Below are 14126 nucleotides of genomic sequence, written 5' to 3' on the forward strand. Positions count from 1 at the left end.
TAATCGCTATAAAAAACGTATATAAAACTCGCAATACTACTGAATTATGAGTAATTTGCACAATAATTAACCTTTTAATCAAATCTATTAACATTCTATTGAGTAGCTTGATCTAGATCAACTTTTCAGCAGGCCTAATTCCTATCTTTTTTGACATAGCTCAAGTATCATTGCATTGCCTTGCTTTTACTTCATAAAACGCAAGGTTACACATTGACACAGGTAGCTAATTTCCGATAGGTAATCCGCTTTTTTGTGTCATTTTACCGGGTAGAGTCTCGCTCTACTTAATAATAAGTATAAGTAATAAGCAGTGGAAGCAAAATGATGAACCATTCCCAGCCTCAAGGCGCTGATTACAACTACACTATTGTTCGTCAATTTTCCTTAACGACCGTGTTTTGGGGAATTGTTGGAATGTCAGTAGGTGTATTAATCGCAGCCCAGCTAATCTGGCCGCAGCTAAACTTCGATACTCCATGGTTAACGTATAGTCGTCTTAGACCTCTACATACGAATGCCGTGATTTTCGCGTTTGGTACTTCAGCCCTTTTCGCTACATCCTATTATATCGTTCAACGCACCTGTCAAACTCGACTATTTGCACCTAGGTTAGCTGCATTTACGTTCTGGGGTTGGCAAGCCATCATAATATCAGCAGCAATTAGCTTACCTATGGGTTTCACCCAGGGAAAAGAATATGCTGAGCTTGAATGGCCTATTGATATCGCAATTACTATCGTTTGGATTGCATATGCAGTGGTGTTCTTCGGTACCATCGTTAAACGAACAACGTCCCACATTTATGTGGCGAACTGGTTCTTTGGTGCCTTTATTATCACCGTAGCAGTGTTGCACATAGTTAACTCTATGGCTGTGCCGTTATCACTAACCAAGTCGTACTCACTTTATAGTGGCGCTGTCGATGCAATGGTTCAGTGGTGGTATGGACACAACGCGGTTGGTTTCCTACTGACAGCAGGCTTCTTAGGTATGATGTATTACTTCGTCCCTAAACAAGCTGGTCGTCCTGTTTATTCGTACCGTTTATCAATTGTTCACTTCTGGGCACTGATTGCTTTGTACATTTGGGCTGGTCCTCACCACCTGCATTACACTGCTCTACCCGATTGGACTCAATCACTTGGTATGGTAATGTCGCTTATCCTATTCGCTCCTTCTTGGGGTGGTATGATTAACGGTATCATGACGCTATCGGGTGCTTGGCACAAACTTCGTACGGACCCTATTCTTCGTTTCCTTGTTGTTTCATTGTCTTTCTATGGTATGTCTACCTTCGAAGGCCCAATGATGGCGATTAAAACAGTTAACGCATTGTCTCATTACACTGACTGGACAATTGGACATGTTCATTCTGGTGCTTTGGGTTGGGTTGCAATGGTTTCTATCGGTTCTTTGTATCACTTGATACCTGTACTGTATAACCAAGGCCGTATGTACAGCACAAACCTTATTAACGTTCATTTCTGGTTGGCAACAATCGGTACTGTTCTTTATATCGTTTCAATGTGGATCTCTGGTGTAATGCAGGGTCTTATGTGGCGCGCAGTTAACTCTGACGGTACATTGACTTACAGCTTTGTAGAAAGCTTAGAAGCATCTTACCCATTCTACTTTGTTCGTTTCATAGGTGGTGTTTTCTTCCTGACAGGTATGTTCATCATGGCATACAACGTGATCCGTACTGTTAAGGCCCCTAAAGATTCTTTGCCAGCGATTGCTGATGCAAAAGCAGCTTAAGGAGTAGATTCGATGAAATTTAATCATGAGTTAGTTGAGAAAAACATCGGTCTATTAGGGATCTTGACTGTAATCGCAATCAGCTTCGGTAGCTTGGTTGAGATCACTCCCCTACTTTTCCAAAAAGACACGACTGAGCCGCTAGAAGGCCAGATCCCATATACTGCTTTGCAGATAGAGGGTCGTGACATCTACGTACGTGAGGGTTGTTATAACTGTCACAGTCAGATGATCCGTCCACTACGAGCAGAAACAGAACGTTATGGGCATTACTCGGTGGCTGGTGAATCTGTATGGGATCACCCATTCCAGTGGGGTTCTAAGCGTACAGGTCCAGATCTAGCCCGTGTTGGCGGTCGTTACAGTGACCAGTGGCATGAAGTTCATTTAATTGATCCTCGTGCTGTTGTACCTCAGTCGAATATGCCTGGTTTCCCTTGGTTGGCAGAAAACAAGCTTAGCGGCGAGTTGACTGGCAAGAAAATGGATATCCTACGCAACCTTCATCCGACACATGAGCTGTATACAGATGAAGAAATTGCTGCTGCTAAAGACGCAGTGAAAGATAAGACGGAAATGGATGCATTGATCGCTTATCTACAATCACTTGGTCACGCGCTTAAATAAGGAGGCAAGATATGGATTACGGTACATTACGAGGAATTATAACCATAGTTGTGATGGTTACCTTTATCGGTATATTTGCTTGGGCATATAGCTCTCGTCGTAAAGATCAATTTGACGATGCAGCTAACCTAGTTTTCTCTGATGAAGAGAAAACCGAGGTTTCAAAGGACTCAGGAGAGAAAAAGTAATGACTGATTTCTGGAGTATATGGATCATTGTACTCTCGTCTGTGGTCATCATTGGTTGTATCGTTCTACTACGCGCTTGTTCTAAGAACAACACTGGCGTAAAAGAAGGCGAATCAATGGGCCATAGCTTCGACGGTATCGAAGAACTCAATAACCCACTGCCAAAATGGTGGAGTTATATGTTCTACATTACTATCGTGTTTAGTGTTATCTATCTTGCACTTTACCCTGGTCTTGGTAGCTTCAAAGGCCTTTTAGGCTGGACGAGTTCTAACCAAAGTGTACGTACTCTCGCAGAATCTAAGCAGGCGGTTATCGATGCTCAAGAGGAAGGACGTTGGGTACAGTATGACCAAGAAGTAAAGCATGCTGATGAAAAGTTTGGCCCTATTTTTAAGGCCTATGCTGACACGCCATTAGAAGAGTTAGTTAAGAATAAGGAAGCGCTAAAAGTTGGCGGTCGTTTGTTCTTGCAAAACTGTTCAATGTGCCATGGTAGTGACGCTCGTGGTAGCAAAGGCTTCCCTAACCTCACCGATGGTGCTTGGTTATATGGCGGTGAGCTAGCAACGATTAAGACAACCATTATGAATGGTCGTCACGGTATGATGCCGCCTAAAGGTGGTTTACCAATCGAAGATAGTGAGTTACCTGGTCTTGCTGAATATGTTGTTAAGTTGTCTGGCCGTGAACATGACGCAGCACTTGCTGCTCAAGGTCAAGGTTCTTTCATGAAAGGCTGTTTTGCCTGCCATGGTATGGACGGCACAGGTAACAAATTCATGGGCGCACCTAACCTAACGGATAATGCGTGGCTGTACGGCGGAAGCCGTGGTGCTATTCAACAGTCAGTTAAGAATGGTCGTAGCGGCGTCATGCCAGCATGGAAAGATGTATTAGGTGAAGAAAAAGTTCACGTAATCTCAGCATACGTTTATAGCTTGTCAAACAAGTAGTTACACTTAAGTAACATTAAACGTAATATTAGGCCTCGTCACAAACGAGGCCTTTTTTTTAAGTGCTAAATCACACTTTTAACGGTAAAATGGCGGTTCTTAAAAACGTCGTCTCAGCAAATAATAGGTGTTAAAAAATGTCTACTCCTCAGCCTTGGTATAAACAGTTCTGGCCCTGGTTTCTTATCGTACTTCCGCTTTGTGCCGTCGTTGCAAGTTTCAACTTATTATATCTAGCAATTGATAATAAAGACTCCCTTGTTTCTGAGGATTATTATAAAGAAGGTAAAGCCATTAATATGGACCTTCGAAAAATCAAACATGCAAAACAGTTGGGCATGAATTATCTGCTCGAGTTTGATGATAAGTATGTCGAGCTTTCTCAGCAAGGTGGAGAGCAATACCAAGCTGCTCTTAGTGTTGGCTTTTTCCATCCTACAATGGCAGAGCGTGATTTTAATCAGATAGTCACAGCAGACGCGAATGGCGTATATCGCATTGAAATCCATCAAGCGATGTCAGGACCTTGGGAAGTTCGCATTGAAGGATTTGATCAAACATGGCGGATCCAGCAGCGCGTCACGCTAGTTGATGATAAGCAGTACTGGCTAAACTAATTTGAACCTTTTTGATCGCAACCTAAACGTATGAACCCAAATCTATGAGTCAAATCAGTTGTTACCATTGTAGTGAACCTGTATTAACCGGTAGCCAGTTCACTACACGTATACAAAATGAAGATAAAGCGATGTGCTGCCCTGGCTGCCAGGCTGTATCGCAAGCGATTATCGATGCGGGTTTATCGAATTACTATAAGTTTAGAACCGAGCCAGGTAACAAACAAACGGCTTTGGTGCCAGAAGAACTTAACAGCGTCAGTGCCTATGACCTGCCAGAGGTACAGCAAGATTTTATTCATCAACGCGATGATCTAAATGAGATATCGTTAACCATTGACGGAATAACCTGCGCTGCATGTGCTTGGCTCATTGAACACCAAGTCAAAAAACTTAACGGTATTGCGAGCATTCAAGTTAACTCAACAACACAACGCGCATTGATATCTTGGTATGCCGAGCAGGTAAAACTTAGCGAAATCCTCAATAAAATCGGTGCTATAGGTTACCAAGCCGCGCCGTTTCAGATTGACGAGCAAGAAACCAAAAGCAAGAAAGAAAGTCGCAAATTTTTATTGCGCTTAGGTCTTGCGGGTTTTGCGACCATGCAGGTGATGATGTTCGCCCTGGCCCTGTATTCTGGTTACTTTACCGAACTCGATATAGAGTTTAGAGATTACTTCCGTTGGGTCAGCATGCTCTTTGCTGCCCCTGTTGTTTTCTATTCTGCTCAACCTTTCTATTTTAGTGCCATTCGTTCCATTTTAATGGGCCGGTTAAATATGGACGTCTCTGTCAGTATCGCAATTTGTGGTGCCTACATAGCCAGTTGCATAGAGACTATTAACGGGACTGGAGAAGTGTATTTTGAGTCCGTCTCTATGTTTACCTTCTTCTTACTGCTTGGACGTTATTTTGAGCAAAATGCTCGCCAAAAGGCGTCCGTGAGCTCCAGTAATCTACATAAACTGGTGCCGCTGACTGCTTTTCTTAAATCAGACAATACGATTGAAGAAGTCCCCGCTAAGCGTCTTGTTATTGGAAATTTGATTTTAATTAAGCCTGGCGATGTTATTGCCGCTGACGGTATTATTATTGAGGGCTGTTCGTCGGTTAATGAAGCCATGTTAACCGGTGAGCAGATGCCATTGGCTAAGTCTGTCGATGCTCAAGTCTTTGCCGGCACCATTAACATTGAGCAACCCATAACGGTAAGAGTGACGGCATTAGGACAAGATCAGCTAGTTGCAGAAATCATCAGGTTGCAAGAAATTGCTTCAAACAGTAAACCTAAAATTGCGCTGTATGCCGATAGGTTTTCAAATTATTTTACTGCAGCCGTTTTGTTAATTGCGACTGGGACATATATCTTTTGGTCGTTTTATTCACCAGAAGATGCATTTTGGGTGACTTTATCAGTGTTGGTTGCTACCTGCCCTTGTGCGTTAGCGCTGGCAACGCCTACAGCGGTCACATGTGGCACAGCAATACTGACAAAGCTGGGGATAATTACTCGTAAAGCGGGTGTATTTGAAAAGCTGCCTAAGCTTAACCATATTGTTTTCGATAAAACAGGCACGCTGACACTAGGCTCATTGTCTATTACTGATATAGAACTGGTGGAAAGTGCCACTAATGCTATGACGAAAGAGTATGTTCTTGAGTATGCGGCAGCACTTGAGGCAAGCTCGCTTCACCCTATTGCCCATGCATTTCAAGGCCACTTTAACCCAGCAATCAGCGTAGCCAACAAGCAAAACTTTGTCGGCAATGGCCTTCAAGGTGATATCAACGGCCAAAAGGTGAAAATTGGTAGCCAATCATTTGTTAACGGCACTCATCACCTTGAGTCTGACATCATTGTTTGGCTGAGTCTCGAGGGCGTTGTGCGGGCTAAATTCACTTTAGCAGATGAAATTAGGCCCGATACAGCCAATGCGGTGCAGTTGTTGAAGAAATTGGGGTGTAACATCAGTATTGCCAGTGGTGATAACTCTGGTGAAGTTGAAAACCTAGCCAAACGACTTGGTATTGAAGATGTTCACAAAGGTTTATCTCCTGAAGACAAATTAACGTTAGTCAGAGAACTACAACAACACTCCCAAGTCGCTATGTTTGGCGATGGCATTAATGACGCCCCAGTGCTTGCAGGAGCTAACCTTTCGGTAGCGATGGGCAGCGGCGCCGCCATCAGTAAAAACAGTGCAGATATTATTTTGTTGGGCGATAACCTATCGCGTTTCTCTGACGCCGTAAAAGTCGCTAAATTTACCGGACGGGTCATCAAACAGAATTTGTTCTGGGCGCTGGGTTACAACCTGTTTATAATCCCTTTAGCTGTTAGCGGCCATGTTGCGCCCTATATTGCAGCTATTGGCATGTCCGCCAGTTCACTTATAGTCGTTAGCAATAGCTTAAGACTACTCAAGGTACGTGTATGAGCATTATTTATGTCCTGATCCCCATCGCTATGTTATTTGTTCTTGTCGCTGTAGGTGTCTTTTTTTGGGCGGTTAAATCGGATCAATTCGATGATCTTGATAAACAAAGTATATCTATTTTGTTTGAAGACGACAGTCATGAACAAAAAGCTAAGACAGAGATAGATACCGCCACATCAACGGTTGAGCCGAACGCCACAGGGAAAAATAAAGACGGTGAATGATTACAGCGTATTCGGTGCCTTTCTCGTCGGCATAATGGGCGCCGGACACTGTATTGGGATGTGCGGTGGTTTGGTCGGTGCTTTATCCGCGAATTTACCTCAAAACGATGGCAGTAACCGATTAGTCAATCAACTGGGTTACCTGTTTAGCTATAACAGCGGACGGATCATCAGTTATACCATGGCTGGAGCGCTCGTGGGGGCCAGCACTAATGCGTTAGGGTTATTGTTTGACGTTGACCTATACTTATTAGTGCTGCGGATTTTAGCGGGCCTTATGATGGTGATCACTGGCCTTTACATTGCGCAAATATGGTCGGGTATTGTACAACTAGAGCGTGCTGGTAAATGGCTTTGGAAGTTAATATCGCCCATCGCAAATCGCTTTATCCCGATTAAAAATAAACGACAAGCCTTTATCGCTGGCGGGTTATGGGGTTGGTTACCTTGTGGTTTAGTCTATAGCATGCTGACTTGGGCTGTGGCGGCTGGGAATGCTGTTGATGGCGCTATGGTGATGGCCGCTTTCGGTTTAGGCACCCTTCCCGCTTTATTAAGTGCGGGGGTTGCAGCGAGTACTTTTAGTCGTTGGGTGCAAAAAGCGTCAGTCCGCAAAGTCAGTGGCTTAGTGTTAATCGCCTTCGGAATACAGACGCTATATATTGCAATTGGGCAGCTAAACTAGCCCCATTTATTAAATTAGTTTAACATAGTGTGTGAACACAAAACTGAGATAGATAATGAGCGTAGATAATAATAATAAACATCGTCGTCAAATGGCATCAGGCTGTGCGATTCATTGTCATGACTGCAGCATGGGTACTCTGTGTATTCCGTTTACTCTAAATACTACCGAATTAGATCAATTAGACGAAATCATCGAGCGTAAAAAGCCTATCCAAAAAGGTGAAGCTATTTTTAAGTCTGGTGACCCTCTTAAGTCTCTTTTTGCCATTCGTTCTGGCACCATAAAAAGTTACACCATTACTGAGCAAGGTGATGAACAGATCACAGGGTTTCATCTCGCGGGTGACGTGATAGGATTTGACGGAATTCATTCTCAATTCCATCAAAGCTTTGCACAAGCACTTGAAACCTCAATGGTGTGTGAGATCCCTTATACAACATTGGATGAGCTCATCGGCAAAATGCCTAAACTCAGACAGCAAGTTATGCGTCTAATGAGTAATGAGATCCAAACCGATCAAGAGATGATTCTGCTACTGAGTAAGAAAAATGCCGAAGAAAGATTAGCCGCATTTATCAGTAATCTTGCTAAACGTTTTGGTAGCCGTGGTTTTTCACCAAGAGAGTTTCGTTTAACCATGACTCGTGGTGATATCGGTAATTATTTGGGCTTGACCGTAGAAACGATTAGCCGACTTTTGGGTCGTTTTCAGAAAGCTGATCTTATTGAAGTAAAAGGTAAATACATTACCATTCTCGATATTGATGCGTTAAGTGAGCTATCAGGCAACAGTAATATTGCCCGTTAAACGTTATCGACTATTCTGTTGATCTATAACAATACAAAGCCATCTTTATGGTGCAAGATGGTAATACGATATTAGATAAGGATAAAGTTATGATGGATTATCAAAAACTCCTTGTAGTGGTTGATCCAACCACCGATAAACAAGCCGCATTAGCCAGAGCCATTGAACTAGCATCGGCTAATAATGCCAGTATTACCGTCTTTTTATCTATCTTCGATTTCTCTTATGAGATGACATCTATTTTGTCAGGGCAAGAACGAGAAGCGATGCGCGAAGGCGTAGTGGCACAACGTAAGGCGTGGTTAGATGATATTGTTGGTCAGTTTAAAACTGGAAATATCAACATTGAATCTAAAGTCGTTTGGCACAACCGTCCTTTCGAAAGCATCATTAACCACGTTATTCAGGGCCAATATGATGTCATCGTTAAAGGTACTCATGAGCACGATAAGCTAAAGTCAGTTATCTTTACCCCAACTGATTGGCATCTGTTAAGAAAAGCTCCTGTCCCTGTTTTATTAGTCAAAGAACATGATTGGCCTGTTGCCGGTAAAATCCTCTGCGCCATTAACGTGAGTTCTGAAGACGAAACCAACCAGTCATTAAATGTTAAAATAATCGAACATGCACAAAAGCTCGCAAAGCAGTTTGATGCCCAGATCCACCTCGTAAACGGCTATCCAGGCACACCGGTTAATCTGGCGATTGAGTTACCAGACTTTGACTCTCACTCCTACAGTGAAACCATTCGCAGACAACATGAAGAACGTATTACCTATCTTGCCCAAGCCTATGATATTTCGCCTGATTTTTGTCATGTAAGAGAAGGTTTACCGGAAGATGTGATCCCAGATCTCGCGCAAAAGCTTGATGCAGAATTAGTCATTCTGGGCACCATAGGCAGAACCGGACTTTCGGCTGCGCTCATTGGTAATACCGCAGAACATGTCATCGACAGTATTAACTGTGATTTACTTGCGGTGAAGCCTGACGGATATAAATCACCTCTTGAAGAAGCTTAACGCTTAACGGGCTTTACCCGAAGTGCTTTAGCTGGAATAATACGCGCCCTGAACATTTGTGTACTAGGCGCGTTTTTTTATGTCCGAAGAATTATCACCAGAACAGATCTCTCGTCGCAGCAAACTACAGAAACGCTTGCGCTCTGAAGTTGGCAAAGCCATTGGCGACTACAACATGATTGAAGAAGGCGATCGTGTTATGTGCTGTTTATCTGGGGGCAAAGATAGCTATGCCATGTTAGATATTCTGCTCAACCTTCAGCAACGAGCGCCGATCAAGTTTGAAATAGTGGCGGTCAACCTTGACCAAAAGCAGCCCGGTTTTCCTGAAGAGATCTTACCCACGTACCTAGACACCCTTGGCGTGGCATATCATATCTTAGAAAAAGACACCTACTCTATCGTCATGGATAAAATTCCAGAAGGTAAAACCACTTGCTCATTATGCTCACGTTTGCGCCGTGGCACGCTTTATGGTTTTGCGCAAAAGATTGGTGCGACTAAAATTGCACTGGGTCATCATCGAGATGACATTATTGAAACCATGTTCCTAAACATGTTTTTTGCGGGCAGAATGAAAGCGATGCCACCCAAGCTTTTATCTGATGACGGTGCCAATATGGTTATTCGTCCACTGGCTTATAGCAAAGAGAAAGACATTGCTGAATATGCTGAGCTGAAAAAGTTTCCCATCATCCCCTGTAACCTTTGTGGCTCGCAAGAGAATTTGAAACGTGCAGCGGTCAAAGATATGCTGGTTCAATGGGACAGAGACTTCCCTGGCCGTATAGAAACCATATTCACCGCGATGCAAAATACAGCGCCTTCTCAAGGTGTCGACAGAGCTAAGTTTGATTTTCTAGCGCTAGAGCGTAATGCAGATGCGCCTTTGAAGGGCGATGTTGCTGAATCTGACCTACCTGCCTTTGATTTTGTTGATATCACCAATAATGGCCATATTGATTTAGATAAAGCGGCGCGTATTGATGTCGTTAGCACTTATAGTCCGAATAGCTAAGTTAAGCGTTAATCGATATGAATAAAGCCCTCTTTAGAGGGCTTTATTCGATCAGCTTAGAGGCTATTTGGCTGTCCATGGGCTAATGACTTTAGGCGCCTGACTAAACTCGATTGAGTTAAGTCTTTCAATCACTTCTTTATCCAAACGGTAAGTTCCACTAACAGGTATTTTCTTCCCATCGAGCGTTATCACAACATCGGCATCAAACTCTAAATTAAGTCCGGCTATTTCAGATGCAAAATAACGCATAGGAAACCCTTGCATCATACTTAACAGGGTATTCATTTCTGTTTGGATCTGCAGTAACTCTGCACCGTCATATGCTTGTTTTGTATTCTTTGATCTCACCTGCATCGCAATTGCGCAAGACTTCGCATCGCCATCAACATTAAGGTTAATCAGTGCTCTGTCTGATTTTAACTGTGCGTCATAAGGCAAAAATATTCTTTGGTCTTTGGTGAACGTTAATGGAAATGACTCTTTTTCAGTCGAAATTGTTCCATCAATAAGCTTGCAACCATTGGCTTTTGATACTGAAAAAGCCACTTCAACCAGTTGATAATTACCTTTATTGACTTGCTTAAGTCGCTGATAAAAACTTTGGTACTCTAACGATATAGGTTCAGCATTTACCGTTGCGCAACTAAACATAACTAAGCTAAACAGCAGGGATTTTTTCATTTTTTTCCACTAAATAGGGTTGATTTTGACGTAACATTTCAAGTAACTCATCGATATAAGCTTCTTGTCTTTCTGAATAATTCACCAGGCCATAAACAAGTTTATCAGCACTGGGCTCTTGGTTCTCCGCTCTCATATCTGCTCTAATTGACCTAAACAAGGCATAAGCAGCATTGGAGTTAAGATTGCGCATATAGGAGGCTATAGAGTCCTCAACTGTTTTAAAAACAGCGACTTCATGTGATAGCCCATTAGTGCGAGATTGTGGTACTAATCCACAGCCCTTTCTAAAGCACCATTGGCCGAAAAAGTTAAGCCCTTCTCTCGCGAAACGAGAACTGCCCCAACCCGTCTCATTGGCGGCTTGTATCAACACCATATGTACAGGGACAACATCGACTCTGACGAGCAGTTTGTTAATGGTGTTAGTATTAATTCGTCTCGAAGTATACTGGTATTTTTCTGCAATCTGTTGCAAACGGAACTCATCTGCATCAGTGAGTTGTTTGTCATTTTCAAGCTGGGTATTAATACCAATCAAAAACTGACGCTCATCTTCAATAATGGCATTCTGATGTTTAACAGATGGGCGCAGAAAATCAAAAAATGCACGTTTCTTTGCTTTTACATCTTTAATGTCGCTAAATCTAGGGACTTTGCTAACCAGTTCATTATTTCTTATGGCTTTACCTAATGGTTGCCCTTCATGAGTAAGCGAAGGGATTAGTGTTAGCCTAATAAGTAAGAAACCACCAATAACAACACCAAAAGCGATGGTAAACAAACCAACTTTACCTGTCTTCACTGCACATCCTTATAATATACAAAATATGTCTTTGCTTAACCTGTGATTTTTGTATTATATGCCAGCTAGATCAAGATTACATCGCGAAAGATTCCGATTAAATCGTTATACTTATTGCGACCAATAAAACATCTGGGTATTCAGGAAGGAGACCCCCCATGGAAAACAATGCACTTAATCAATATCAGCAAGTCGTCGCCATTGGTGGCGGACATGGCCTAGGACGCGTACTCTCAGCATTGTCATTTCTTGGCCCTAAACTGACAGGGATCGTAGCCACAACTGATAATGGTGGTTCTACCGGTCGTCTAAGAGCCGAAAAAGACTGTATTGCTTGGGGCGATCTACGTAATTGCCTTACACAGCTATCTAAAAAACCTTCAATTGGTTCACTCATGTTTGAGTACCGCTTTAAGGGTGAAAGTGAACTCAATGGCCACAATTTAGGTAATTTAATGCTCACCGCATTAGATGAGCTATGCGTTAGGCCGTTGGAAGCGATTAATTTAGTGCGTCAATTTTTAAATATCACAACTCGTCTAATCCCGATGTCTGAAGAACCAACACACCTTGTCGCCATCGAAGCGAGCGGCAGAAGTGTTTTTGGTGAAATGAACGTCGACAAAATGACCGATACTCCCATAGCATTGTCACTTGACCCGTTAGTACAAGCAACGTGTGAAGCCTGCGATGCAATACGTGATGCAGATTTAATCATACTCGGCCCCGGCAGTTTTTTAACCAGTATCATGCCTCCGCTGCTGTTGCCTAAAATAGCAAAAGCGCTAGCCAAATCTTCGGCGGAAGTGATTTTAATTGATAATCTAACCGATGAACCGTCACCGATAGCAAATTGTGGACTCACGCAAAAGCTAGATTGGTGTCATCAAGTGCTTGGCCTTAAAATCATTGATAAGGTACTTAGCCATGCTGAAACCGCTTATCGAGAGGGTAACACCAGCTACTATCCCTTAAGAAGTTCACATCATATTGGGCTACATGATAAGCGTGCGTTGGCAAATGCGCTCGCAGAAATGTTGCCAGATAAACTCAATGTTGTTTAAACATTAGCAACAAAAAAAGGACCTAAGAAGGTCCTTTTTAAGTGTAATATCCGTTTATAGAACCGCGGCAATCGCCTTACATATAATCGGCATATTCGTTTTAGTCATGCCGGCAACGCTGATACGTCCAGAACCTACAATATAAACGCCAAACTCATCTTTTAGACGCTTTACCTGCGCTTTATCCAAGCCTGAAAAACTAAACATGCCATTTTGGCTAGAGATAAATTCAAAGTCTTGAGTCACACCACTTTCTTTCAATGATGCGACGAATAAAGTCCGCATTTCGGCGATGCGCTCTCGCATACCTTGTAGTTCATCATGCCAAAGTTGCTTTAACGACTCATCTTCTAAAATAGTACTAACGATCAATGCGCCATGCGCTGGAGGGTTAGAGTATGAAGCACGAATGGTGCTCTTTATCTGGCTAAAAGCATTTACCACTTCGGTATCGTTTGCGGCTACGACTGTTACAGCACCAATACGTTCGTTATACAGACCAAAGTTCTTCGAGAAAGAGTTGGCAATAATAAGCTCGGGGACAGTGTCAGCAACAATACGTAGTCCTGTAGCATCCTCTTCAACGCCAGTGCCAAAACCTTGATAAGCGAAATCAAATAACGGCACTAATGACTTACTCACGCATAGCTGTGCTACCGCGAGCCATTGGGCCTCATTTAAATCGATTCCTGTCGGGTTATGACAACAACCATGGAGTAAAACAAGATCGCCCTCTTTTGCGCCACTCAAATCAGCTAACATGGCATCAAAATCTAGACTGTGCGTCTCGGCTTTATAATAGCCGTAAGATTGCGTCTTCAAGCCTGCAGATTGAAAAATATTTTGATGGTTTGCCCAGGTAGGATTACTGACCCAAATGGTGTCAGCTTTCGTATGTCGAACTAAAAACTCCGCTGCGACTCGAAGTGAGCCAGTACCGCCAGGAGCTTGTGCGGTTAACGCTCGGCCGTTATTAACAACGGTATGATCATTGCCAAACAATAGCGTTTGTACTGCACCGTTATACGCCTGTACGCCTTCCATCCCTAAATAGCTTTTAGTCTTCTCTGTTGCCAGTAACTTTTCTTCTGCTAATTTAACGGCTTTAAGAATAGGGGTTTTTCCAGATTCATCTTTATAGATCCCAACGCCTAAATTGACTTTATCCTCTCGGGGATCTGCTTTGAAGGCATCGGTAAGGCCTAGGATTGGATCGGCTGGGG

15 protein-coding genes are annotated in these 14126 nt (G+C 42.9%); 12 read left to right on the top strand and 3 right to left on the bottom strand.

What is annotated here, in order from left to right:
- Positions 1 to 324 precede the first annotated feature (324 nt).
- From ccoN to ttcA, 11 genes are all read left to right on the top strand, one after another.
- On the top strand, positions 325 to 1761 hold the full coding sequence (gene ccoN / locus CXF82_RS06055) for a cytochrome-c oxidase, cbb3-type subunit I (protein WP_101091677.1): 1437 nt from the start codon (positions 325 to 327) through the stop codon (positions 1759 to 1761).
- A gap of 12 nt (positions 1762 to 1773) precedes the next feature.
- Positions 1774 to 2388 (top strand): cytochrome-c oxidase, cbb3-type subunit II, encoded by a 615-nt coding sequence (gene ccoO, locus CXF82_RS06060; RefSeq protein WP_101091676.1) that lies wholly within the window; start codon positions 1774 to 1776, stop codon positions 2386 to 2388.
- 11 nt (positions 2389 to 2399) lie between these two features.
- Positions 2400 to 2576, top strand: a complete 177-nt coding sequence (locus CXF82_RS06065) for a cbb3-type cytochrome oxidase subunit 3 (RefSeq protein WP_102039439.1) — start codon at positions 2400 to 2402, stop codon at positions 2574 to 2576.
- Positions 2576 to 3532, top strand: a complete 957-nt coding sequence (gene ccoP, locus CXF82_RS06070) for a cytochrome-c oxidase, cbb3-type subunit III (protein WP_101091674.1) — start codon at positions 2576 to 2578, stop codon at positions 3530 to 3532. The genes CXF82_RS06065 and ccoP overlap by 1 nt, the downstream gene beginning before the upstream one ends.
- A 137-nt stretch (positions 3533 to 3669) precedes the next feature.
- Positions 3670 to 4149 (top strand): FixH family protein, encoded by a 480-nt coding sequence (locus CXF82_RS06075; protein WP_101091673.1) that lies wholly within the window; start codon positions 3670 to 3672, stop codon positions 4147 to 4149.
- 44 nt (positions 4150 to 4193) lie between these two features.
- The gene (locus CXF82_RS06080) at positions 4194 to 6590 is read left to right on the top strand and encodes a heavy metal translocating P-type ATPase (RefSeq protein WP_102043841.1); all 2397 of its coding nucleotides are present in this window, start codon (positions 4194 to 4196) and stop codon (positions 6588 to 6590) included.
- Positions 6587 to 6814, top strand: coding sequence for a cbb3-type cytochrome oxidase assembly protein CcoS (ccoS, locus tag CXF82_RS06085; protein ID WP_101091671.1), 228 nt, complete (start codon positions 6587 to 6589; stop codon positions 6812 to 6814). The genes CXF82_RS06080 and ccoS overlap by 4 nt, the downstream gene beginning before the upstream one ends.
- Complete coding sequence (locus tag CXF82_RS06090; RefSeq protein ID WP_101091670.1) at positions 6807 to 7499, top strand: sulfite exporter TauE/SafE family protein; 693 nt, start codon at positions 6807 to 6809, stop codon at positions 7497 to 7499. Before ccoS ends, CXF82_RS06090 begins: the two co-directional genes overlap by 8 nt.
- 55 nt (positions 7500 to 7554) lie before the next feature.
- The gene (gene etrA, locus CXF82_RS06095) at positions 7555 to 8310 is read left to right on the top strand and encodes an electron transport transcriptional regulator EtrA (protein WP_101091669.1); all 756 of its coding nucleotides are present in this window, start codon (positions 7555 to 7557) and stop codon (positions 8308 to 8310) included.
- 89 nt (positions 8311 to 8399) lie between these two features.
- On the top strand, positions 8400 to 9332 hold the full coding sequence (gene uspE, locus CXF82_RS06100) for a universal stress protein UspE (protein ID WP_102043845.1): 933 nt from the start codon (positions 8400 to 8402) through the stop codon (positions 9330 to 9332).
- Between the two features lie 79 nt (positions 9333 to 9411).
- Positions 9412 to 10350: a tRNA 2-thiocytidine(32) synthetase TtcA gene (gene ttcA / locus CXF82_RS06105; protein WP_101091668.1), complete on the top strand. Its 939-nt coding sequence runs from the start codon at positions 9412 to 9414 to the stop codon at positions 10348 to 10350.
- Positions 10351 to 10413: 63 nt separating this feature from the next.
- Here ttcA and CXF82_RS06110 read toward each other — a convergent pair whose 3' ends face one another.
- Positions 10414 to 11034: a DUF2987 domain-containing protein gene (locus tag CXF82_RS06110; protein ID WP_102043842.1), complete on the bottom strand. Its 621-nt coding sequence runs from the start codon at positions 11032 to 11034 to the stop codon at positions 10414 to 10416.
- Complete coding sequence (locus CXF82_RS06115; protein WP_101091666.1) at positions 11012 to 11839, bottom strand: glucosaminidase domain-containing protein; 828 nt, start codon at positions 11837 to 11839, stop codon at positions 11012 to 11014. The genes CXF82_RS06110 and CXF82_RS06115 overlap by 23 nt, the downstream gene beginning before the upstream one ends.
- 158 nt (positions 11840 to 11997) lie before the next feature.
- Between CXF82_RS06115 and yvcK the strand changes: the two genes are divergently transcribed.
- Positions 11998 to 12903, top strand: a complete 906-nt coding sequence (yvcK, locus tag CXF82_RS06120) for a uridine diphosphate-N-acetylglucosamine-binding protein YvcK (protein ID WP_102043843.1) — start codon at positions 11998 to 12000, stop codon at positions 12901 to 12903.
- Between the two features lie 54 nt (positions 12904 to 12957).
- Here the strand turns inward: yvcK and CXF82_RS06125 are convergent.
- A partial coding sequence (locus CXF82_RS06125; protein ID WP_102043844.1) for an amino acid aminotransferase occupies positions 12958 to 14126 on the bottom strand: 1169 nt, incomplete at its 5' end.

Origin of the sequence: Shewanella sp. GutDb-MelDb (assembly GCF_002836075.1) — a bacterium.
Lineage (GTDB): Bacteria > Pseudomonadota > Gammaproteobacteria > Enterobacterales > Shewanellaceae > Shewanella.